The organism is Viridibacillus sp. FSL R5-0888 (assembly GCF_038009105.1).
Taxonomy (GTDB): domain Bacteria; phylum Bacillota; class Bacilli; order Bacillales_A; family Planococcaceae; genus Viridibacillus; species Viridibacillus arenosi.
Map to the genome: position 1 here is coordinate 1,385,035 of NZ_JBBPAU010000001.1, position 24,156 is coordinate 1,409,190.

23 protein-coding genes and 1 pseudogene are annotated in these 24,156 nt (G+C 34.8%); 20 read left to right on the forward strand and 4 right to left on the reverse strand.

Features of this window, described 5'->3' with window-relative positions:
• Positions 1–467: 467 nt before the first annotated feature.
• The 7 genes from MKY02_RS06830 (at position 468) to MKY02_RS06860 (ending at position 7,840) form a co-directional block, all read left to right on the forward strand.
• On the forward strand, positions 468–1,160 hold the full coding sequence (locus MKY02_RS06830) for an AIM24 family protein (RefSeq protein ID WP_340710827.1): 693 nt from the start codon (positions 468–470) through the stop codon (positions 1,158–1,160).
• A 358-nt stretch (positions 1,161–1,518) separates the two neighbouring features.
• Positions 1,519–2,649, forward strand: a complete 1,131-nt coding sequence (dnaN, locus tag MKY02_RS06835; RefSeq protein WP_038186668.1) for a DNA polymerase III subunit beta — start codon at positions 1,519–1,521, stop codon at positions 2,647–2,649.
• 173 nt (positions 2,650–2,822) lie between these two features.
• Positions 2,823–3,605 (forward strand): GNAT family N-acetyltransferase, encoded by a 783-nt coding sequence (locus MKY02_RS06840; protein ID WP_210402654.1) that lies wholly within the window; start codon positions 2,823–2,825, stop codon positions 3,603–3,605.
• A gap of 278 nt (positions 3,606–3,883) precedes the next feature.
• Positions 3,884–5,068, forward strand: coding sequence for a sensor histidine kinase (locus tag MKY02_RS06845; protein WP_076064872.1), 1,185 nt, complete (start codon positions 3,884–3,886; stop codon positions 5,066–5,068).
• A complete protein-coding gene (locus MKY02_RS06850) occupies positions 5,065–5,739 on the forward strand; it encodes a response regulator transcription factor (RefSeq protein WP_038186664.1) in 675 nt (224 codons plus the stop codon). Before MKY02_RS06845 ends, MKY02_RS06850 begins: the two co-directional genes overlap by 4 nt.
• Before the next feature lie 470 nt (positions 5,740–6,209).
• Complete coding sequence (locus MKY02_RS06855) at positions 6,210–7,241, forward strand: alpha/beta fold hydrolase (protein ID WP_340710831.1); 1,032 nt, start codon at positions 6,210–6,212, stop codon at positions 7,239–7,241.
• A 251-nt stretch (positions 7,242–7,492) separates the two neighbouring features.
• Positions 7,493–7,840, forward strand: coding sequence for a VOC family protein (locus tag MKY02_RS06860; protein WP_038186661.1), 348 nt, complete (start codon positions 7,493–7,495; stop codon positions 7,838–7,840).
• 254 nt (positions 7,841–8,094) lie between these two features.
• On the opposite strand, the gene MKY02_RS06865 is transcribed toward MKY02_RS06860, so the two are convergent.
• A complete protein-coding gene (locus MKY02_RS06865; protein WP_246832401.1) occupies positions 8,095–8,838 on the reverse strand; it encodes an alpha/beta fold hydrolase in 744 nt (247 codons plus the stop codon).
• 545 nt (positions 8,839–9,383) lie between these two features.
• On the opposite strand from MKY02_RS06865, the gene MKY02_RS06870 reads away from it, so the two are divergent.
• The 5 genes from MKY02_RS06870 (at position 9,384) to MKY02_RS06890 (ending at position 13,344) form a co-directional block, all read left to right on the forward strand.
• Positions 9,384–10,037, forward strand: a complete 654-nt coding sequence (locus MKY02_RS06870) for a nitrous oxide reductase accessory protein NosL (protein ID WP_038186657.1) — start codon at positions 9,384–9,386, stop codon at positions 10,035–10,037.
• A gap of 61 nt (positions 10,038–10,098) precedes the next feature.
• Entirely contained in the window at positions 10,099–11,388 is a 1,290-nt protein-coding gene (locus tag MKY02_RS06875; RefSeq protein ID WP_076064868.1) for a right-handed parallel beta-helix repeat-containing protein, read from the forward strand.
• Positions 11,385–11,840: a nitrous oxide reductase accessory protein NosL gene (locus tag MKY02_RS06880; RefSeq protein ID WP_038186652.1), complete on the forward strand. Its 456-nt coding sequence runs from the start codon at positions 11,385–11,387 to the stop codon at positions 11,838–11,840. Before MKY02_RS06875 ends, MKY02_RS06880 begins: the two co-directional genes overlap by 4 nt.
• Positions 11,837–12,652, forward strand: coding sequence for an ABC transporter permease (locus MKY02_RS06885; RefSeq protein ID WP_235175752.1), 816 nt, complete (start codon positions 11,837–11,839; stop codon positions 12,650–12,652). The genes MKY02_RS06880 and MKY02_RS06885 overlap by 4 nt, the downstream gene beginning before the upstream one ends.
• Positions 12,649–13,344 (forward strand): ABC transporter ATP-binding protein, encoded by a 696-nt coding sequence (locus tag MKY02_RS06890; protein WP_083669533.1) that lies wholly within the window; start codon positions 12,649–12,651, stop codon positions 13,342–13,344. The genes MKY02_RS06885 and MKY02_RS06890 overlap by 4 nt, the downstream gene beginning before the upstream one ends.
• Before the next feature lie 101 nt (positions 13,345–13,445).
• On the opposite strand, the gene MKY02_RS06895 is transcribed toward MKY02_RS06890, so the two are convergent.
• On the reverse strand, positions 13,446–13,754 hold the full coding sequence (locus MKY02_RS06895) for a hypothetical protein (RefSeq protein WP_143691000.1): 309 nt from the start codon (positions 13,752–13,754) through the stop codon (positions 13,446–13,448).
• A gap of 609 nt (positions 13,755–14,363) precedes the next feature.
• Positions 14,364–15,926 carry an alkaline phosphatase family protein gene (locus MKY02_RS06900; protein ID WP_038186649.1) on the reverse strand — a complete coding sequence of 521 codons (1,563 nt, stop codon included), beginning with the start codon at positions 15,924–15,926 and terminating at the stop codon, positions 14,364–14,366.
• A 359-nt stretch (positions 15,927–16,285) separates the two neighbouring features.
• Here MKY02_RS06900 and MKY02_RS06905 point away from each other — a divergent pair, with 359 nt between their 5' ends.
• Together MKY02_RS06905 and MKY02_RS06910 are read left to right on the forward strand one after the other, a co-directional pair.
• Entirely contained in the window at positions 16,286–16,561 is a 276-nt protein-coding gene (locus tag MKY02_RS06905) for a hypothetical protein (RefSeq protein ID WP_051448755.1), read from the forward strand.
• A 270-nt stretch (positions 16,562–16,831) separates the two neighbouring features.
• Positions 16,832–17,146 (forward strand): hypothetical protein, encoded by a 315-nt coding sequence (locus MKY02_RS06910; RefSeq protein ID WP_038186647.1) that lies wholly within the window; start codon positions 16,832–16,834, stop codon positions 17,144–17,146.
• Positions 17,147–17,332: 186 nt separating this feature from the next.
• Here MKY02_RS06910 and MKY02_RS06915 read toward each other — a convergent pair whose 3' ends face one another.
• Entirely contained in the window at positions 17,333–17,512 is a 180-nt protein-coding gene (locus MKY02_RS06915; protein ID WP_038185119.1) for a small acid-soluble spore protein H, read from the reverse strand.
• A gap of 357 nt (positions 17,513–17,869) precedes the next feature.
• Here MKY02_RS06915 and MKY02_RS06920 point away from each other — a divergent pair.
• The 6 genes and pseudogenes from MKY02_RS06920 to MKY02_RS06945 all read left to right on the forward strand — a co-directional run.
• Positions 17,870–17,968 (forward strand): annotated as a pseudogene (locus MKY02_RS06920) (HD domain-containing protein); the annotation flags it as partial.
• Positions 17,969–18,124: 156 nt separating this feature from the next.
• Complete coding sequence (locus MKY02_RS06925; RefSeq protein WP_038186643.1) at positions 18,125–18,907, forward strand: ABC transporter ATP-binding protein; 783 nt, start codon at positions 18,125–18,127, stop codon at positions 18,905–18,907.
• On the forward strand, positions 18,897–20,963 hold the full coding sequence (locus MKY02_RS06930; protein WP_340710838.1) for an ABC transporter permease: 2,067 nt from the start codon (positions 18,897–18,899) through the stop codon (positions 20,961–20,963). The genes MKY02_RS06925 and MKY02_RS06930 overlap by 11 nt, the downstream gene beginning before the upstream one ends.
• A gap of 10 nt (positions 20,964–20,973) precedes the next feature.
• Positions 20,974–21,651: a response regulator transcription factor gene (locus MKY02_RS06935; RefSeq protein ID WP_340710840.1), complete on the forward strand. Its 678-nt coding sequence runs from the start codon at positions 20,974–20,976 to the stop codon at positions 21,649–21,651.
• Entirely contained in the window at positions 21,648–22,670 is a 1,023-nt protein-coding gene (locus tag MKY02_RS06940; protein ID WP_340710841.1) for a sensor histidine kinase, read from the forward strand. The genes MKY02_RS06935 and MKY02_RS06940 overlap by 4 nt, the downstream gene beginning before the upstream one ends.
• A gap of 365 nt (positions 22,671–23,035) precedes the next feature.
• Positions 23,036–23,890, forward strand: coding sequence for an alpha/beta fold hydrolase (locus MKY02_RS06945; protein WP_340708831.1), 855 nt, complete (start codon positions 23,036–23,038; stop codon positions 23,888–23,890).
• The last annotated feature ends 266 nt before the right edge of the window (positions 23,891–24,156 follow it).

Here is a 24,156-nt window from a genome sequence, read left to right on the forward strand (position 1 = left end):
AAAAATTTTTATGGTAGAAATATTATTGGATAATAACAGGGAAATTTAATTTTGTCTATTGTATTATTTTGTAATTTAACAATATGAAAATGGGCTGTTCTAAAAGTCGGAGAAAACCGTCTTTTGGTGCGGCTTTTTTTCTTTATATTTGTGATATGTTAAATAACTCTGTTTAGTGGTGGCACCTATTTACTAACGGGGCGGGTTACTTCAAGAAGAAGATATTGTGTATTTGGCATTTTTTTGGGGGTAGGGGACATACCTTCTTAACAGGAGGGATAAACCGAGCAGGGGGTATTGAACCAGTTAATATGGACTTTATTACATTTGATTTGTGAGATAGGTGAAAGGTGTAGCCTTGTTTAATAACTATTATATATATGCATCTATGTTTTAAAAATGGTGGATTAGTTGAAACCTAGGTGTACATTTTTACGTATATGTAAAAAAATGAAAGGTTGTGTGGCATGAATAAATACTCGATTACTGAATTTGTTAAAAATACGGAGCAAGAGGACAAAGGAGAAGGATTTTTTGAATTAGAGACGCCTCGTTTGCTGGAGGTAAATCTTGATGGACTCGTTTGGGCAAAGGCAGGTTCAATGGTCGCTTACAATGGAAAGATAAAGTTTGAGCGAGAAGGTATTTTAGAACATGGAATCGGGGCTATGTTCAAAAAGGCTTTGACTGGTGAAGGTGCTGCCCTCATGAAAGCAAATGGGCAAGGAAAGTTATATCTTGCTGACAGTGGGAAAAAAATCATAATTCTTTATTTACAGAACGAAGCAATTTATGTAAATGGAAATGATCTACTTGCATTCGAACACTCTATCAATCACAATATCAAGCTTATGAGAAAAGTAGCAGGTATGATGGCAGGTGGTTTGTTTAATGTTCGGTGCGAAGGGACTGGTATGATTGCCATTACAGTCCACTATGAACCACTCACATTACGTGTAACACCTGGGAAACCAATTATTACAGATCCAAATGCAACTGTAGCGTGGTCGGGGAACCTTCAACCAGAATTTCAAACGGATGTTTCACTAAAAACTTTCATTGGAAGAGGTAGTGGAGAATCGATCCAAATGAGGTTTGAAGGAGACGGTTTTGTCATTGTTCAGCCTTATGAAGAAGTTTATATGCAGGAAAAGAGTTAATAGTATTTAAGCACATAAAAGCCTTCATTGAGCTACCAAAAGAGGCATTAATGATTCCAAAACTCCCGAATCAAGAATCGAATTGAAATAAGGTTAATTCTCTAAAGCGATGTCTAGATAAAGCTAATAAAAGTAAGTGTAGTTTAGTTTTATAAAAAATAAAGTTTGCTTAAAATCATCTCACCTCTTCAGATTTAGGTTGAGGTGATTTTTCATTGGAAATGTATGTTAAATTTATTATAAAGATTGTGAAGAAATGTACTACATTAACGAGGCAGTATAGTTGAATAATAAAAAGGGAATTTCAGGTATTTTGTCGAAATAGTTCACTAACGATTAAAATGAGGTGGATTTTATTATGGAATTTATAATAGATAATAAATGTTTTAACAAAGCAATTTCAGATGTTAATAAAGCAGTCTCATTAAAAACACCTTTTCCTATTTTGTCAGGTATTAAGATAACTGCTAATAATAATTGTATAATCCTTGTCGGCAGCAATTCTGATATTGTTATTGAAAAAGTTATTCCTTTAACGATTGATGGTGTAAAAGTATTGGAAGTTTATCACGAGGGTAGTGTTGTTATTTCTGCAAAACATTTAAGTGAAATTGTTAAGAAACTACCAGATAAAATACATATAAAAGTAAGCGAAAAACAATTAGTTACCATTCAATCCGATGAAATTGTGACCAAAGTATACGGATTTAATGCTGAAGAATACCCAAGTCTTCCTCAAATTGAAGAAGTTAAATTCATTAAAATCCCCAGTGTTGAATTAATAGATATTATTAAACAAACTGTATTTGCAGTCTCAAAGAGTGAATCTAAACCTGTCTTGACAGGCGTAAATATGTCATTCAAAGATAACCACCTTTCGTGTGTTGCAACAAATTCCCATCGTTTAGCGTTAAGAGAGCTTGCAGTAGAATCAAATGTAAGTGGTTCATTCATTGTTCCAAGTACAAGCTTAAATGAGCTTATCAAGTTGATTGATAAGGAAACTGGTGTCATACATATATTTGTAACAGATAGCTATATTGTATTTAAATCAAATACTAGCTCACTTTTTTCAAGGTTAATTGATGGTAATTATCCTAACATTTCAGGATTATTGCCAAATGATTCGAAGACAATAATTACTCTCAACACAAATCAGCTATTAAAGGGTATTGATAGAGCTTGTCTTTTTGCAAGCGAATGGAAAAATAACAATGTTCATTTAGAAATTAAAAATGATACAAAAATAAGAATTTCCTCAAACTCATCAGAAATAGGGAAAATAGAAGAAACTCAAAATATTAAAATGATTAATGGTGAGACCAATTTAAGTATTTCAATTGATGGAAGCTTTTTAATGGACGCCTTAAAAGTAATAAAAGAAGAAGAAATCAGAATAAGTTTCGGTGGTTCAATGAGGCCAGTCTTAATTGAACCTATTGACAATTCTTCTTATCTTCATCTTATTTCACCAGTACGTTCATATTAAATAGACCAGGTTCTTATTGCACTAACGTGGCAGGAGAAGATCTTTGAGTTGTTTAAATGGCTCTCTTTTCTTTGTCAACTAAATGGGCAGGTTAGTGGAAGAAGGAAATAACAATGGAGAAATAATAAAACAAATAGAAATAGATATATATATAGAAAAAAGGAGGGATTTCTTTGGGAGATTTCCAAATGGTTGAACTAGATACCGAAATTCTCGAAGGAATGGGGAGTTATTGTCTTAGAAGTAAAAAAAAATCACTTGGATACATAAACAAAAATAAGTGGCTAAACGAAAGTTTTGAGAGAGGTTTAAAGTATATTCAATTACTAGAAAATAAAAAACAAGTAGGTTTTATTGAATATACTGACGCAGAGTTTTCCTCTAGGGTGGTTCACGCTAATAATTATTTGGTAATCCATTGTCTATGGGTAAGTCAAACTGGAAAAGGATACGGGACTAAACTGATTAATAAATGTCTTCAAGATGCAAAAAGCCATTCTAAGCGAGGTGTAGTAGTGGTTACAAATCCTGAAACTTCTTGGACACCAAGTAAGGATATCTTTTTAAAGAATCATTTTAAACTGGTAGATACAGCACCTTATAATTTTGAATTACTTGTTTATCAGTTTGAAAATAGCAGCTTACTACCAGTCTTTCCTGCTAATTGGGATGAAAGAATTAATAAATTTGAAAACCTTACTATACTACGCTCCTTTCAATGTCCTTACGTAGAAGTCGCAACTGAAAATATAATTATGGGTGCAAATGAATTAGGTATAGATGTCAAAATCATTGATTTGAAAAGTAGAGAAGAACTGATGGAGTTATCCCCAACTCCTTATGGAATATTTTCAGTCGTTTTCGAGGGGAAACTTATCTCATTTCACAGATTAACAGTTCATTCGGTAATGAAACAGCTGAAAGCGCTTATGAAATATGAGACCGTGAAGGATTAATACCTAAACTAACGGGGGTACTTTAGAAGAAGAGCATTGAACTGTTCAGGCAGCTCTTTTTTTATTCTAGTAACGGCGCACTAAATTTCTCAAAAAAAGTACTGAAGAGATTACTTTTTGGATGGAAAAATATGATTATCATGCCTGGAAGCTTTAAAGAAAAACTATACTAGTTTCTCCCTTGAAGATAAACTAAACATAATCAATTATACGAAAGAGAATGGCGAAGTAGTTTTAGGAACGATGAAATAGACGCCGTAGTTGGGGGATATAAAAGTATGAGAGCAGTAATGGATCAAAGGAAATGGCATTGGTTGGACTATGTTCTATTTCTCATTCGTACAATATGGATTACGAATATTGGCTACGTGATATTCATAGGTACGACAGGTTTGAACAAGTGGATTTTACTTTTGTGGGCTATTAGTTTATACATAATACCTCACCTATTTTATAGGCCTGGGCTTATAAAATTCCCAAAGTATGTATTTGCCGAGGTATTGCTAACGGGTTCAGCGTTTATTTACCTATCGATCCAATATGAAATATCAGAGACTTACGGTTTTCTATTCTTGCCTATGCTTACTGTAGCTTATGCTTGTCAAGTGAAGCCGTTAATTTGGTTAGGACCTTTCTTATATATTTCTATTTTTTTTGCTGGCACATTGGCCGGCGATCTCTTCGCTGATGAGGGTTTCTTTGCTCGCTTCATTGATACAACTATTTTTTATGGTATCGGGTTATGTTTAGGAAGGATGACCATTGTCAATAACGCCAATAAAACGTTAATTGCTTCTATTGAGGAAAAAAACGAGGACTTGGAATATTACTCAAAAAAGATTGAGGAACTGACGATTAAGGAAGAACGAAATAGAGTTTCACAAGATTTGCATGATACAGTAGGCCATATTTTCACATCAGTCATAACGAGTTTAGATGCTCTTCCTTTTCTATATCGGGCAGATAAAATAGAAGCAGAAAAAAATATAAAAGAGATTTCGGATTTAGCACGAGATGGATTGCATGATGTGAGAAAGACAATTCACCAGATGTCGCCCATGACTCATCAAACACTTATTGAATCTGTACAAGAATTGATTGTTGATTTTATGAAACATACATCAACGGATATAAAACTGATTGTAGAAGGAGAAGCGACCAAAGTCGGCGAAAGGATAAAGTTTGCCATTATTCGTTGTATACAAGAAGGGCTTACAAATGCGAAAAAACATGGGCAGGCTACCATTATTAATGTAACTATTTCGTTTAATCAAAAAGAATTGATTGTTCTCATTGAAGATAATGGAATGGGCTTTAGTGAATTGCATTTAGGGTTTGGCTTACGTTCAATGAAAGATCGAATATCGGCATTGGCAGGTACAGTGGAATTTTATTCGAAATTGAATGCTGGTATGAGGATAACGTGTCACATACCTACGGCAAAGGAAGTGTCATTATCATGATAAAAGCGGCAATCGTCGAAGATCAAGAGATTTTAAGAAAGAGCTTAAAAATTGTGATTGAAAGCATTTCTGACATTGAGATTATTGGAACTGCGGAAAATGGAGAGAAGGCCATTGCTTTATGTGAAAGGGAAAATATTGATATTCTTCTAATGGATATTCAAATGCCGGTGATGGATGGTGTAAAGGCGACAGAAGAAATTAAAAAACGATGGCCCAATATAAAAATTATTATACTTACTACTTTTCAAGATGTTACACACGTTTTGAATGCCTTAAATGCTGGTGCAGAGGGTTACATATTAAAGGCTGTTGATCCTGAATTTTTGGTTCAGGGAATTAAAATGGTGTATCACGGAGGTTCCCTCATTCCTCAACAATTAGCAAAAGAGGTGTTTGGTCAGATACAATCAACTAAAAACGAACACTCGAAACAACTTGACCATAACTCTATGAAAAACCCATATGAATTAAATAATCAAGAATTAAAAGTATTAAAATGTTTAACTCAAAGATTATCCAATAAAGACATTTCAGAAAAGATGTTTCTTTCAGTCGGAACTGTGAAAAATTATGTCTCTAACATTTATTCGAAATTAAATGTAAAAAACAGATCCTCAGCTATTATGAAAGCAATAGAAGAGAGTCTTATAGAAGATAAGAAATATTGAAGTAAGAGAGTGAAGACAAAGTTAAATTAACTTTGTCTTCACTCTTTTTTAATCGCAACGAACTGAAACGTTATTTTGAATTTGTTTACTTCATGGGCAATTCATAAGGTCCACCATTCAAAAAAGCTTACGTGTATCGCCTATTAGATTATAGCCAATCGTCATAATTAGTCATTTTTTTTAAATAGTTATGACTTATTAATGACTTATTGACACTACAGTATATGACCTTTCATCTGTAGAGTAGAAATATGAAATGAAACAGGCATGTTAGTTAGGGAAATCAACTTTCTACTTTAATAGTAATGGTGAAAATCAGTTAATCAACACGTCTGGAAATGAAATTAATAATAGAGGTCAAAAAGCATGCTCAAATCAATACAGTATGTATTTTTGATGAAGTTGGAGAAGACGTAAATAAAGATTCGACAATTCAACTTACAAAAAAATGAGAAGAAAGGGAAGAACAGATGAAAACCATAAAGAAGCTAATAAAATATATCGGAGCCATTATTATAATAGGACTAATCATTGCACTTTTTTGCCCTACTTGGACTTCGCATATAAAAGGTGATAACAGTATAAGTGCATTAGAACAAGTAGAGATAAATGGAAGTAATCATGAAATAATGATACGTGGCACTGATAAGGACAATCCTGTTATTATTTTTGTACATGGAGGACCTGGGTGTTCGGAAATACCATATGCAGAAAAATACCAAGACTTACTGGAAACTAAATTTACGGTTGTTAATTACGATCAACGAGCAAGTGGAAAATCTTATCATTTTTTTGATGACTATTCTAATCTTTCTTCAGACTTACTGGTGGAGGACTTATTGGCTTTGACGGATTATATATCAGAACGGCTCGGAAAAGAAAAGGTAATACTAATTGGTCATTCTTATGGTACATATATTGGCACGCAGGCTGCTCATAAAGCTCCTGATAAGTATGAAGCGTATATTGGTATTGGACAGATGAGTAATCAAGTAGAAAGCGAGATTGAAAGTTTGAACTACGTTATAAATCAGGCTCGAAAAGCTGGCAATACGGATGATGTTTTGTATTTACAAGGGTTAACTGAAAAAATTGAAAAGGGCGACATGTTTACCCCACGAAATTCTGTTATGAAATATGACGGAAGTGTAAGACTCATTGATAACCCCGATGGAGATAACTTAGGTATATTACTCAGTAGCGAGTATAACTTATTAGATCTAATCCGTTATAACTGTGGGGTGTCCTATTCTCAAAAGGTTTTGGTAGAGGATATATTTAAAAATCCATTACCAACTATCGTAAAGAAACTTGAATTACCTTTTTATTTTGTCATGGGTAAACATGATTATATGACTACATCAAATCAAGCAAAAAAATATTTTGATATGATTGAAGCTAATAAAAAAGAATTTATTGCTTTTGAGCAATCGGCTCATTATCCACAATTTGAGGAGAAGGAAGAATTTTATGAATGGATGTGCGATACATTTTTAAAATAAATAGTATAGTTTTTTCTTGAATCGGAAGAGATTGTAAATAATTGTACTTAAGCTAACGGGGGATTTAGTCAAGTAGAGCAACGCCTTTAAGATGTTGCTTACTTTTACATTTAAAAGTAAAGGAATTATTGCCAACTTAATAGAATTATAGACATAAGGGGTGTTTTTACTAAAGCAGCAGTTTAGTTGAAGAAGGAACTTAACAATAATCGAAAAACAAAAAATTTAAAGACAGACAGGAGTTAGATACGATGATAAAAGGTTTTGGAGGAATATTTTGGAGAACTAAGGACCTTGAGGTTATAAAAAAATGGTACAGTGAAGTGTTGAAGATTGAAATAGAAAATTGGAATGGGACTGTGATTAAACCCCAATTAGGAAATGAGACTATCTTTTCTTTCTTTACCGAAAATGACAGTTATTTTCCGACAGAACAACAAGTGATGTTAAATTTCCAAGTACATGATATAAACGAGACTATTAAGCATCTTGAACATATTGGTGTACCTCTTGTAAAGAAAAAAGAGATTAGTGAATTTGGAAAGTTTATTTGGATTAAAGATCCTGAAGGTCGACTGATCGAGCTTTGGGAGAAATAGCGGGTTGTAATCATTTGCTATTAAACTGACGGGTGCTTTAGTAGAAGATCTTGGAGCTGTTCAGACAGCTCTTTTTTCTTCTTCAACTAAAGGGGCTGGTTAGTTGAAGAAGAGAAGGGGAGTTTTTAAGTCGCATTTGAACATTTAAAGTGTATTAAACAAAAATTGTAAGATAAGAACGAAAGGAATGGAATATAAAAGACTTTTACTAAATTACATGTAATACAAGCTGATATTATCTTTAATCATCAAAATTATTGATTATCCTTTGAATTAATCTGTTTTGCACAATCTTTGATAGTATTTATGACGACTGTAGGCTCTGTTAATTGAGGAAAATGTCCGCTTTTTTCAGCGACAATATGTTTGCTATTTTTAGACAATGAAAGATATTCCAATTGATTCTCTACTCGTTTTGTTCGAACTTCCTCTGGTATCATTCGATTTTCCTTTCCACCTGTGACAATAAATACAGGTATTTCGGGAAAAATCTTTATTTGTTGTATTTGATTCACAGTATCTTTCACATAATTAACTTCATCAAATTGTTTATGTGAAGACAACGAATCAAACATTTTGAACAATTTGTTTATAGTTTTTACTGTATTACCTTGGTATTCATTTAGGCTTAAATCTTTAGGATGGCTAGATTCTAAAAAAACTACTCCAGCTACCTCGTTCGGATAAAGTCGAGCAAACAAATTTACATATAATCCGCCTAATGAATGTCCAACTAATAATAATGGAGGTTCAATCCCCGCTATAGTAAGTGCTTCATGAAGAGTTTTTACTATCGTTGTACCATCTTGTGATTCGTTTGGTTTATCACTGCCACCAACTCCAAACCGATTATAAGAAAATACAGTAAAATATTCTGAAATTTCTGTTAGTATTTTCATCCAACCTTCAATAGGACCTGCCCCACCATTGATTAAAACTATATTTGGTTTACCATTTCCACTAATATTATATTGTAACTTCCCTTTTGATGTTTTCATTTCATATTTCTCTATTTTCAATAATTACACCACACTTCATCAAATTATTCTTTTAACTTTATTTTAATAATTGGTTTATTAACATATTCTCGTTGGATTTCTATAATTCCTTCTCCCACTAACTGTGGATTGAAAATAAAGTTCTTAGTATGTCAAGGGGTGCTGTGGTTAAAGATTATTAAGTTGCATAGGCAATTCTTTTTTCCTTTCTTGAACTAGCGGGGGCTTTAGTAGAAGATCTTTGAGCTGTTCAGACAGCTCTTTTTTTATTCAACTAACGGGGCAGATTAGTTTAACAAAAAAGGCTATTGAATGACGTTCTTTTTTGTATAGGAACCGGAACAGGGGACATTTAAGCGTAGATAGGATGTAAGAGTGATAAAACATCGGGGGTTGTTAAGACGCTAACGAAAGAGTTATTGAAAAGAATTTGAAAAACTATTGATGTTGCCAAAATAAAAATTCCCATATTATACATATTTATTTTCATCTTATTTCACATTTATCTTGTAAAATTATCTCTAATTGGAGGGAGAGAATAAAATATGAAAAAACAATTAGCCTTAACAGTTGTCATTGCGGCAGCCCTACTTGGTGCATGTGGTCAAGAAGACAATAAAACTACAGGTAAAAGTACCACATCAGAAAGTATATCAACAAAACAAAGCACTGTGGATTCTGAAACTACTACCAATGCAGTAGAAGATCATTTGCATGAACCAACAAAAGATACGGTATGTGAATTTTGCAATATGAAAGTTTATGAAATAGATCATGAAATGGGAGCATTTTCAGCACAAGGCATTAAAGAAGATGGATCAGGTGTTTTCTTTGATGATGTGGGTTGTATGCTAAATCAAGAACGTAAAGATGGATTAGAGTTAGAAAAGTTTGTACGTGATAATAATTCAAAAGATTGGTTAAAACTAGAGGATGCCGTTATTGTGAAAGCGGACATTAAAACACCAATGAATTATGGTTACGCCTATTTCAAAGATCAAGAAAGTGCGGATATCTTTATCGCAGGAAATGATAGCTCAAAAGTAGTAGCGCTATCAGATGTTGATAAAGTTTCAAATGATCGTTACAAGAAAATGAAAGATCGTCATTCTAGTAAATCGAAGAATATGGATATGGATTCAGAATCAGGAGATAGTGAATCGATGGATATGGACATGAAATCAGAGGATAGTCACTAACCGTATGCATAAAGGGCTGGAGGAGACTCTAGCCTTTTTGTTGTTAAATGGAGGTGGAAAGATGAAACATCTGTGTACAATACTATACTATTTTGTTTTGTTATGGCTCATTTTCGCAATGCCTGCTAAAGCAGATCAGCTAACTTTACAGGAACAAATCGATGGGACACCAGCCGGTAGCGTGCTAGTACTTGAGGATGGTGTTTATACAGGACAGATTACTATTACAAAACCAATTACATTAAGGGGTTCCAAACATACCATGCTAGAGGGCAATGGGAAAGAATCATTAATGAAGATTGAAAATGTGCAAAATGTAACGTTAGAAAATATTAATATTGCCGATGCCCATGTAGGCATTGTCGTGAAAAATACTTCGCAAGTAAATTTACACAATGTACAGCTTCAAAATGTTTGGAGCGGTGTACAAATTTATAATTCTAAGCACGTGGTAGTAAATAATTTAAAAATTAAAGGAATTAATGGGCATTATTCGAAAAAAGGAAATGGTCTGGATGTGTTTAACAGTAACGATTTAACTATTTCAAATAACAAAGTGCAAGACGTACAGGATGGTTTTTATATTGAAAAGGCTCAGGCAATCAAACTGACAGATAACGCTATTAAAAATAGTCGCTATGGCATCCACTTTATGTATACTGAAGATGCACTTGCCGAACAGAACGATTTCAATCAAAATGTGACGGGTATTATGCTCATGATGACGGAAGATGCGCAGTTACAAAACAATTATGTGACAGAGCAAAATGGCTTGAATGGTTCTGGAATGGTGCTGTTTGAAGCAAAAAATATCGACGTTCTTTATAACCATTTCCAGAATAATAGAACAGCCCTATCTACACAAAAACTAGTGACTTCAACGGTGGAGTATAATACATTCCAGATGAATCAAACCGCAATTGAACTCCTTCGTTCTAACAAGGAGAACACCGTATATGCAAATGACTTTGTGGGTAATATTGTTAATTTACGGTCCGATGGAACCAGTAGTAGCATTTCTCAAAATTACTACGATGATTATGATGGCATAGATTTTGACGACAATGGTATTGGTGATAGTCCTTATGTGGCATTGCAAAGCTTTGGGCAATGGATGGTGCGCAAGCCCAGTTATCAATATTTCATCGAATCACCAAGTGTAGTGCTATTAAATAAAATGGATCGCCAAACCAATGCAATAGAAACTGAGCAATTAGTAGATAAAGAACCGATGATGTATAGTGCTCAAAAAGCGACAACTGAAGGGAATATACAACTGTGGCAAGTAGTTACCGGTCTTACAGGACTAGTGCTCGGATTATGGTTATGGAGAAAGGAAGCAAGTGTATGAAGAAAAGAGGGTTAGTTGTCTTATTAGCTGCAGTCTTATTATTACAAGCTTGTAGTAATAAAGACTTTAAACCGCGTGGAATCGTTAGTGAAACGGATGTCTGTAAGGTGTGCAATATGAGTATTGTGCATGAAGAATATGCCGGACAAATTGCCTTATCGAATGGGGACTATGAAATGTTTGATGATCTAGGTTGTTTGATTGAATATATGAAGAATCTGAACAAAGGCGATGTTGGTAAAGCCTTTATCAAAGATGAGGGCGAAAAGAATTGGGTCGATGTTAAAACAGCTTCATACGTGTATGACAAAGATATTTGGACACCGATGTCATATGGCGTCATTGCCTTTGAATCTAAAGATTCAGCACAACAATATATCGATAAAGTAGGCAAAGGGCAATTGCTGAGCTACTCTGATTTAGATTCATTTAAATGGGGTGTCCATCATTGATTAACGGACTTTTCATACGTCTTGAATGGAAGCAAATGCTCCGAAGTCGTTGGATGCAACTAGTGGCTGTATTATTTGTTTTTGTCTTCGCAGCGATATCGATAATACAGCAAATTGCTTTACCTGATATGAATAATTTCACCAGACAAACAGCTAGCTTCTTAAATTTACTCCTATTCCTATTGCCTCTGTTCATCTTAACAATTGGAAGTATGGGGATAGCGAATGATTTGGAATCAGGCTGGTTCTCATTATTAAAAACATATCCAATGACAATAAAGAATTATATTTTTGGGAAGTATGTGGCACTACTATTATCCTTCATGCTCATTTTACTATTGGCTTTTAGCATTGTATTAGGCATGAGTAGTTTAGCAGGTCAAGTTCATTTGCCACTTGTCTTCGTTGGCTTATCCAGTGTAACAATCCTAATTTTTTCAGCGTTAGCGATTGTTTGCGGGGTTGTGGCCAAAAGTCGTCTACATGCGTTAGCGTTGTCGCTTCTAGCTTGGGCATTTGCATTGTTACTGTTGTCTTATGCGTTAATGGCAGTGGGTACAGTAGTAGCTGGTCATACTTTACAAAAGTTAACAATTGTAATGATTCATTTAAATCCAGCCGAATGGATTCGTTTTGGCTATTTCATCTTTTCTGGACAACATTCAGTTCTTGGTCCTTCTTTTTATGAATTCACTGAATTTTATAGCTCGCTGGCAGGTCTTGTTGTATATGTCCTAGTAACGATTTGTTGGATCGTATTGCCTTTATTGTTTGCTGGGTTTTTATTACGTAGAAAGGGGGACCAAGTATGATTGTAGAAGGTAAGTCTTTAGTAAAAAAATATTCCGAGCATCAAGGCTTGTTAGATGCGTCTTTTACCTTAAGTGAAGGACGTATTATTGCGTTAGCTGGTGGTAATGGTGCAGGAAAAAGTACGTTAATCCGATTACTCATTGGTGAAGAACAGCCAAATGGCGGAGAACTTCATTGGGCTAGTGTGCCTTCTATTCGTTATATGCCAGATGATGTGAATTTTCCCCCAGCACTCACTGCTGAGGAAATTTTACAATTACTAGGCAGTTTGAAAAAGGAGTCAGCAAAAGAGCGTGAAAAAGTGTTGAAACGAGTAGGACTGTGGGATTTTCGTAAGCAAAGAGTGAGCCAATTTTCAAAAGGGATGCGCCAGCGTTTAAATTTGGCACAAAGCTTATTAGGTAAAGAACAGTTACTTATTATGGATGAACCGACAAATGGTTTGGATATACTGTGGATTGCTGAGCTAAAACAAATTTTACAAGAACAAAAAGAACAAGGTAAAACGGTACTTTTTTCAACGCATTTATTGTCATTCGCAGAGGAGCTAGCTGATGATATACTTCTCTTACATAATGGAAGAGTGCTTATGAATGGAGCTATTCAAGATGTTCTGTCAGAAACATCTTGTGAACATTTAGAGGAGCTATTTATGCAGAGAATTGGGCTAGATAAAGCCACGAAACGTTGATTTAACAACATTCGTGGCTTTTTGGTGTATTTCCAAACTTTGATTTGTGAACATTTTTTCAGCTGCGTATGTATAATTATTCTTCTTATTTTTTCAATAAGCTACTCACCTGTGTGTGAATCCATAAGCTTTCCTGTCTTTAAATCGTAAATTTTATAATCCATTTCCCACATATGGTCTTTGGTCACCGTAATCTCACAGTAATAAGGAATTGACTTGCCATAAGCATCAAGTTCAGGAATCTCATTGAAACTAAATTGTTCGTCTGTATTAAGCATATTAAAAGTCGAATCAGAAGAACGACCAGATGAAGATATTTCTATCGTGCATTTTCCATTAACAACATCAAAATCTTTCGTTATTACAGATTTTAGACTTGGAATGGTCATCCATAAAAGTAGGAGTCCCATTAGAAAACCGCCCAGCATTTTAATAGTCGGCCAAAACTCAATTTCTCTCTCTATACACATTAGAATAAAAATAATCACTGTGCCTATAACTAAAAGCCCACCTAAACCAAATAACAAATAATAAATTAAAATAATAATCCCTTCCCTACAATAAATAATTACTATATTTACGTTAATTCAATTAAAAAAGTTTCAAAAGTTATCATTATAACCTTTCCAAAGCGAGATTTAGGGGCTTTTTATGCTTAACGTTGTAAATCCGCATAAATCTGACGCCATCCCTAATAGAAAGGCTATTTTCTCAAATGTTGTTGCTATTCAACTAACGGGGCAGTTTAGTTCAATAACAAATGGAAGTTATACTAGGAATCCTATTTACACGTCTTTGAACCAAGAAAAACATTAAATGTAGAAGAGGATTAATCTGATCTGATTTTAAACATGAGTTCATAGGACTCGCACAAAAATAGGTAGTCGCTTTTTTGATTCATGACTTTTATTAACTAAATCGGGTTCATGATGCGAAATAAGTATTTCAAGCAATACAAGCAGCTCAACTTGAAGATTTATTCTATAACTTACCAGATGGGCTAAAACAGTAATTGGGAGTCACTTTGTTAATTTTATGATCCATTTTTTAATGTCAACAAGTCTATTGTATTCAGGTTTTTCTTGTGTACCAGCGATTATGAGCGGAACAAGAGAATCGACTTTGTGTAAAGAACCATGTGCTCCTCCACCAGCATGGTTGTGACTATGTTTTTCTATGAATTCAAAGTGTGGTTTGGCATCTACAATAATAAATTGACCTTCATGTGAATGCAGAGCACCATTAAGTCTTGCGAGAGCATCTGGATAATCGCCATATTCGATAAGCCCTTGATTATCAATTTCCAAATTTAAAATAGAATGATCACCTTCTAACTTCCATGATTGGTTATACAGATCCTTATAGTGACCGTTTGGTGAAAATGTAAAAATCTTATCGGATTCTGGAGAAGTAACATAGTTTGTTCCTCCCTCTTTCCATGCAATAATACTAATTCGGTTATCTTTTTTTAATGTCTTTATTATTTTTGAAATTTCAATGTTTTCTTTAATTAAGTTAATGTACGCCATTCTCTCGTTTATCGCGATTGCAATTTCGCCATTCTTCTTCTTACGTTCCCAAAAAGTATAGCTTTTTAAAACATCATTTAAATCAATTAGGGAAGTGTTCTTATCTTTAATAATCTTAGATTGGGCACTATCTCCATGCACAATCCAAATTGCCTGTTTAATCGCTTCCTCCCAAGTCGAATAGGAATTGAGTAGCTCTTGAAGATATTGATCTGCTTTTTCAATTGGCTCTATATCCTCTGGCCCGTTTTTGTGTAAATCTTTATCTGCATCTGGAAGATAGGCCAGAGTAAATGCAGGTACTTTATTATGTTTAATTAAAAATTTTAACTCGTTAACGGTAAATTGATTATTTACGCCCATACTTCTCCACGCAAACTTTTGACGATCATTATTGGGATCATATTGAGACAATGTTCCCAAAGAAAGTAGTGATGGTCCGTTGATATCTATTTCATTTGGTAGAAGTCCCACTGCTGATATTAGTTTTGGGACATTTAATTGATGGTGAAAAGTTCCACGATATAAAAGTCCGTTGATAGAGGCAGATTGAATGTTATCCTTTGAGAGTTCTTCATGAATGGTCTGAACATTTTTGCTTAAATGCTCTTTGTTTAAATTTACAATACCATCAAAGGCAACATTTTTAACTCCAAGGCTCCATATTTCACTAATCCCACTTCCATAACTAACAATGCGATTTTCATCTTTCTTAAACCAAATGAGACCTGGAATCTTATGTTGATCAGCATAAGTCCCAGTCAACAAAGTGCTGTCAATCGCAACGGACATTGTAGGATAAGAGCTAATTACTTCTGGGTTGAATTGTCCGTTTTTTATTAAAAATGATAAGGCAGGTGCTTTTCTTTCTTGAATAGCTTTTTGAATGGACTGACTCATAAGAGAGTCTACAGTAATGAGTATGACTGGTTTTTGCTTTTGATTGATAACAGTGTTTTTAATATCTTTGGTAGGAGACATTGAAAAGGCAAATGTAAGGCTAACTATTAAGAAAATGAATACGATAACGGATACCACTATTTTATTTACCATGTTTTCACCCTTTTTCTATAATGGACAGTTAGTGTGGTTTATATTGGAAGGAAGATACGTCAAATTAAAAAAATTAAAATTTAGTGTTATTAAGATGGTGACAGGTTAAGTTTCTACTCAAAAAGTTAGGTTTTGTTACCTTACCAATTTCTTTATATTCTTTTTCAGGAGAACCTCCTATACAGTTTGTCGGGCTCCTTTTAATAATTTGGTTTGCCACAGCATAGATAATATTTTTACTAGATTATGTTAAATAACTCTGTAGGATAATTAATGACAGCTTAAAAGTGGTTTGGTGATATTTGTATAAATGGTGTTTTAATAATATGGCAGGTTTGTTTGAAAGGGAGGTTGATACGATGAGAAGATACTTGAGTATGATTTCATTGGTGTTGTTAATCACTTTTATCATTTTAGGTTTTATTATCCCGCAAGTATTGAATCCCTTACCTGATTCATGGGACATATTGATACTATTATTACTACTAATCGGTTCATTTTTTACTGCCTTATTTAGTGTAAAAGGACTTTTGAAAATAATTACTTTACTTATTTCTTCTCTTGGTATGTTAGCTTTATTAGTCATAACTATTTTCGCTATCTGTATGATGTTGTTTGGTAACTTTGGGACTTAGAGATAGTCATTTTACTCAGAGGAAGTCTATTAAATAATTTATAGAATGTGAGTCTTCTTTTTTCGTAACTCGAAAGAATAGACGTATTCGAGATTTTTTCGTATTTTACTTATTCAACTAAAGGGGCAGTTTAGTGAATAAAGGTATTAGGGAAATTGTGATAAAACTAATTGATTGAGAGGTGTGTTTTCTGTCAAAAAATTAACTTTAGCAACTATATTTTTGGTAATCCTATTATTGTTTGCATGCCAAGTAAATGAGAGTGACTTAATGTTTGTTGGAGAGGGTGAAAATTGGTCCTCTAAAGTAACTGTTAATCAGACTGACGGAGACGAAACATATCACATTCAAATAAACTACAAAGGGCATAGCATTCAGGATATTGAAGCTTTTAGTTACGATGTTGAAACAAAAAATAACGGAGAATTTGATTTTAGTCAGAATGATGCTTTTTTAAATAAAGAAGGCATATATAAAAAAAAATTATCGGTTTCGAATAGCCCATCTACAACTGTAAAAGATGAGTTAGTAATAAAAGTACTTTGGAATGGAAATAGCGAAGATTTTACTTTAATAAACAAATGATTTTTTACTAAAGGGGGCTTTAGTAGAAGATCTATGAGCTGTTCAGTCAGCTCTTTTTTTATTCAACTAACGGGGCAGGATGGTTCAACAAGGGGATAGATTGATTAATTAATAAGATGGGACTTGAACTTAATCGAACAATAAACCACCACCCGAAAGTGGAGGTTTATTATTAAATCGAGGGAATTACTGTTCTTTTAAGCTGGTTATAGAAACACTTTGTTTTTTATTTGGTTCATCAAGGGGATGGATTGTAGCTGTTCCATTTTGTTTATCCACGTGCTCAATGTAGATACTTTCCTCATTATAGGTTACATTAGCCATAATTGGTGAAGAAGCAATTTCTTCTGCTCGTTGTGCGTTCATTTTATCCACCTCCTTTGGGTTTGCAACAGGTATAATATTTGTTCCAAATTACTTAAATATACTTGTTGTAAATAAAATACTTCCTAGAATCACTAACACCTTTACTGAACTTACAGGTGCGTTTGAAGATCGGCAGTTTTTTTAGGCAGCTTTTAATTATTTCCACTATCGGGGCAAGTTAGCGAAAATTGTAAATAAATGTTCTTATGCTAACGGGGGCTTTACTTGAAGATCATTGAACTACTTAGGCAGCTCTTTTTTCTTATTGAACTAACTGGGCAGTTTAGTTCAATAAGCATAAAATGTTCACTCTTTATAAAAAAAATACAACGACCACCCAATAAATTATAGGTGGTCGTTTTTCAAGGTGGAGCAAGTTACTTGGTAAATGAAAAATGGAATGTCACTTTTGAACACTCAAAAGGTGTTATGTTGTTAATAAGAATACTTGGTGGCTAAGTAGAAGAGCAGATAGCAGGGTTATTACATGATGTTTCCATAAAATAAAGGAGATATTCCTCTCATTTCAAACCTTACAACAAATGTAAGAGTAAATTACTAATTTTTTATTGTATGGTATTACTATAGAAAATTTACGTGGGAGAGAATTATATGAATATTTCAGATAAACTACTTCAAGTCAAAGAAGTACATAAGATATTTGGTGAGGGACAAAGTGAAACTGTTGCGTTGCAGGGGGTTTCCTTTGATGTTCTGCCAGGAGAGTTTCTTGGAATCATGGGAACCAGTGGATCGGGCAAGACAACATTGCTTAATTCCATTGCCACTATGCTAAAGCCAACAGCTGGACAAATCTTATTAGAGGGTCAGAATATATCATCATTTAAAGGGTCAAAACTAGCAAAATATAGAGGAAGTAAGATAGGATACTTATTCCAAGAATTTGAATTGATTGATAACTTAACAGCTAGAGAAAATATCATTCTACCGTTGTCCATACATGGTGTAAATCCTAAAGAGCAAGAAGCGCAACTTCAAAAATTAACTAAACAATTCGATATAGATCCTGTATTGGATAAATTTCCGTCTCAGTTGTCAGGAGGTCAGAAGCAGAGAGTTGCTGCAGCCAGGGCTTTGATTTCAAATCCGAGCATTTTATTAGCAGACGAGCCAACAGGAGCCTTGGATACAAGAAATGCAAAAACCTTAATGGATAAATTATATGCTAACAATCAGGAAGAGGGGTCCACAATTTTGATGGTTACGCATGATGCAAATGCAGCAAGCTATTGTTCTAGAATTTTATTTATCCAAGATGGGGTGATTTTTCATGAGCTTCGAAAGAAAGTGCCTGGAGAAACCCAAAATGCTTTTTATGAGCGTATCCTAACTGTTTTGGCGCAGCTAGGAGGAGGTAGTAGCAATGTTCTTTGATTTTATCAAGCGTAATAGTCGTAAAACGCGAAAAGAAAATGGGGTTTACTTCGCCTCACTCGTTATTTCGATTGTTGCTTTTTATGTCATCCTGTCACTTGGTGAGCAAGATGTGCTTGTATATTTGAAAACCGTTGAGAGTGATGCGGTAGATCGGCTATTGTTAATGATTCCGATCCTCTATGGCGTCTCACTGTTCTTCGTATTTTTCTTAGTTTATTTTGCAAATAGATACCAACTCCAACAACGTAGTCATGAATTTGGCATGTATTTGATGATGGGAATGAGGCAAAGTAAGCTGTTCTCCATGATTATGGGAGAAACATTGTGGAATAGCTTAGTTGCTCTATGCATTGGCGTTCCCATTTCGTTATTTTTAACAGAGCTAATTAGTCTGGCAACTTCAAGGCTTATTGGCATGGGGATAATTGGTCACGAATTTCGCATTTCCTGGGTGGGGCTAGGATTAACGGTATTTGGATTTATTGTCGTGCAATTATTGGCTGTGTTTGTTCTTAGCTTAACAATGAGCAGGAAGGAACCAGTAGATTTGCTGAATGACCAAAAGGAAAAATCGCAACGAGTACTTTCACCTGTGTGGAGTAAGGTTAGCTTCCTGACTGGAGCAGCATTACTCCTTGGAACCATTTTCTTATGTGTAGCTTATGGATTAGCCGTATTATATTTGCGTAGCCTGGATTATAGGCTATTTGCGTTAATACTACTAATAGGAATCTGTGGAACTTTTATCCTGTTTCGTGGCTTGGGAAGTTTAATTGGAGCATCGGTAAAACGTAAAAGCAGTTCTTCTACCGGTTTATTTGTATTTACAGCTAGACAACTTCAAGAGAATGTTTTGCATCAATGGAGCTCCCTTGCCATATCATCACTGTTAATTTTAATGGCGATGGTTTGTTTTGCTTTTGGAACTTCTACTGCTTTAAATAATAGTACTACATTTAGTAGAACTGCTGACTTTACGTTTAAAGGATCAGAAGAAGAAATTGTTGCTGCACTCGTATCTGATCAAGTGACGCCATACGTCAACAGCTATTACGAGATGAAAATAGGGAATTTTGATCCTACAGATGCAGAAATGTCTGCAAATACAGCTGCACATACTTTTTCTTGGTCTGGATTAGAAGAAACCATCTCCAAAGAAAAAAGTTCAGAAGAAAAAGAGCGTTTATTAAGTAATTTATCTTATCAAGATGAGCCTTATTTCATTGCACTTTCTAGTTATAATGCAATGCTAACATCTATTAACAAAGCTCCTATTATATTAGGAGACGATGAAGTTGCCCTGTATTCTGATGAAGAATTCTCGCACTCTTATGATATATTAAGAAGGGCACTCCAGGATAATCCAACAGTTAGTATAGGTGATCGACAATATGAATTAATCTCGACATTATACACAAGCAATGTCGTTGCAGATAGAGCGATTACGCTTTCCTATGCATTGATTGTACCTGATGATATTTATCATCGATTCGTTAGAAGTTCTCAAGATTCATGGCTATGGAATATGGTGCTAAAACCTGAATTTGTTCAGGAAAAAGGGTTAATGCAGGCGACCTATGAAGTAGATCAGTTGATGAATACTTACGGTTTAGACTATGAAAGCTATCTTTCTAGCATGGGAAGACAGTTGTTTTATACAGTTGCAGGAAGCTATACAACATTTTATCTAGGCGTTATGTTTCTTATTATTGCAAATACGGTACTGGGTTTAAACTTTCTTATGCAACAACGGAGTACAAGACATAGATACTATACATTAGCTATGCTAGGGGCAAATATTGAATCACTTTGTTCATCAGCAAGGAATCAAATTTGGTTGTATTTTGGTTTAGTTATTTCGGTAGCATTAGTCAGCAGCATTTTTGGTATTTGGTCCCTGTTGACTACCTTTCCTTCAATGACCCTGAGCTTAGAAAATAGTATGGTGATAGCCATTATTCTTATTGCGTTTATCGTTTTTGAACTTTGTTATATATGGATGATTCAACGAAAGAGTAATGAAGAAATAAAGAAATTAAAAGAGATTGAGTAGGAGTGAAATCATGGCAAAGATCGTCATTGTTGAGGACGACGTTTTCCTACGTGAAGAGTTACAAAGTATTTTAGAAAAAGAGGGATACTCTGTAGAGAGTATCTCTTCTTTTGATACGGCTTTGGAAGATATTATTTCAGCTTCTCCAGCGCTCATACTACTAGATTTAAATTTACCAAATCTATCTGGATTCCAAATTTGCCGCGCATTAAAGGCTAGAGGAATAGGCCCCATTTTAGTGCTAACCTCACGCAATCAACTTCGTGATGAGCTACATGCATTGGAATTAGGTGCAGATGATTATTTAACAAAGCCATGCCATCCGAAACGGCTAATTGCTAGAATTCAAAAACTGCAGCACCTCTATGCAAATATGCATATTCTTTTAGATGCTGGTGATTTTCAACTCGATGAGAAGACAAATGTGTTGTATGTTGGCGACAATTCGATTTCATTATCGGAGAATGAAGGAATGATTATGAAGCTCTTAGTGAAATGCGCACCTTCAGTGGTAAATAAAGAACAGTTATTTAATCAGTTATGGGGAAGTAGCGAATATTTAGATGAAAACATATTGCAAGTGAATATGACCAGATTACGTAAGACGCTTGATGAAGCTGGCTTGTCAAATCGAATCAAAACGGTCAGAGGAGTAGGTTATCAATTATTAGTGGGGGCTTACAAATGAAACTAAGGGATTGGCTAACTCTGGTCAAACTATCACGTGCTTGGATAGTACTTCTTTGTATAAATAATGCTTTTTTTATTTTTCTAGCGTGGGTAGCGTATCCTGAAACATTCAAGCTTTTAGTGGGCATTATGATTGTTTTTTCAATCGCGAGTATTGTGTTGGCCATATTCCGTGTTTGGAAAGGACAGACGAAGCAATACAAAGTATTTTATAAATTTCTAAGAGAACCTTCACCGGAGCAAGAATCTGCATTGATACAATCGATTGGCGAAATACATAAGGAAAAGGTCAATGATTTAGCCAATAAATTACGGATGCTCAATGACCAAATAGATGAGGTTAAATTACGGTCACTAGATTATGAAGATTTTATCGAAAGCTGGGTACATGAGATAAAGACTCCGATTTCTTTATTAAACTTTGTTTTACATAATCGCAAAGAAGAAATGTCAGAATTAGTATATCAAAGGCTTGAACATGCAAAAATTAATATAAATGATAATGTAGAACAAATACTATTTTATGCAAGATTACATGCAGCGCATGTTGATTATAAGCTAGAGAGAGTCTCAATCAATCACTACTTTGAAGATGTACTGTTGGAGCTACAATCATTACTGGATGAAAAAGATGTGAAAGTTATATCTCAGATAGAAGATGTATCAATCGTGTCAGATGAAAGAGCACTCCAGTTTATTTTCAAGCAAATACTTGTGAATGCAGTTAAATACTCTAATGAAAAAATTGAAAGCTTTATCTGGTTAAAAACTGGTTTTGATATCGTGAAAAATCAGTATTATCTAAGAATATGTGATAATGGTATTGGAGTGCTTAATTCTGATCTTCCTTTCATTTTTGATAAAGGATTTACAGGAGATAATACTAAAAGAAAGCAGTCTACAGGGATAGGTTTGTATCTAGTAAAGAAATTATGCGATGAATTGCAGATTGAAATTGATGTTGAGTCTAAATATGAGGATGGCTTTGTCATTCAATTTCTATTTCCTGAAATTTAGGTTTGATAGACATTAAATCATTTTATTTTAGATATTGTAAAAACTTACACTTAAACTAACGGGTGCTTTAGTAGAAGAACGTAGAGCTGTTCAGGCAGCTCTTTTTTCTTATTCAACTAACAAGGAGGTTAGTTGAAAATCAATTACGGTGCGACGTACCATGTTGGGGTTGAGGCAGGGGTTAAAACAATTGCCTTTTATACATATCATAATTATAACTTTTATCTTTTGGAATCAGTACGGGTATTTCAGTTTCTCAGCCGTTCTCTCTTGCGACTTTGTTTGGGCGGGTTAATTGTGTGAACCACTTAATCGCAGTAGGCATAAACTGAAAATATATGTTGATTTGAAAGGAAGTCATGTACATGTTTCCTTATCTCCAAGAAATTTATAAATTCCCATACCACGATTATAGGATTATGCCCCACGGGTGTTATTACTCTCCTGCCCTAGTATCGGATGAAAGATATCGTTTACCCGCACAACAACGGCTTACCTTCGTACTTGTGCATGGTTCTTGGGCTGACGCTCACTTCTGGGACGGCGTAGCGGCGGTGCTGCGCAGTCACGGGCATGCCGTCTATACACCAGAGTACGCAGGTCATGGCATTGATCCGAACAAAGATGTAACGCATGCGATGATCACTAAGTCCGTCGTTGATTTTATAATGAAACTGAACCTATGCAACTTTGTTCTCGTCGGGCACAGCTTTGGCGGAACTGTCATCCAAAAGGTTGCAGAACAGATACCGGATCGCATAAAGCGCCTTGTCTTCTGGGACGCGTTCGTACTGAAAGACGGCGAATCGGTTGTCGATGAGTTCCCGGCTCAAATGAGGAAAAGTTTCGAGCTACTCAGGGCCGGCTCAATGGACGATACGATCATGCTTCCATTTCCACTGTTTCGAGATTTTTTCGTCAATACGGCCACTTTAGAGGAAGCGAAACAGATGTATGCGAGCGTCACTCCGGAACCGGCTAAGCCTCTTTTCGAGAAGCTGAATCTTAAAGCATTCTACGCGCTGTCTACGCCCAAAAGCTATCTCTATTTCTACCAAGACAACGCATTGCCTCAAGGAGAGGGCTTCGGCTGGCATCCTCATATGTCAATACGTCTTGGTCAGTCCCGTCTAATCGTCGGCGACGGTGATCACTTTACGGATTCGCGTACAAGACCGGCTATGCTGGCGCAGAAGTTTTACGAGGCGGGCAGGGACTGAAGTGCTCTTATTGTATGTCAAGCGCAAGATCGATCCCTAATCAGCCAAGATTTGAAAAAATAGCTACTGAGGGCGATAAATTTGAAATGAATGATAAGAAGTTAAATTTTGCTTATTATATATAGAAAATTTGACTACATTATTGAACTAATGGTTGCTTTAGTTGAACAAACAAGTTAGAAAAACACCTTATTTAAGATGTTTTTTATTTTTAAATGTATAGAAACGAATATTTAAAGTAAAAGGTCGATTCCTTAAAGGATTCG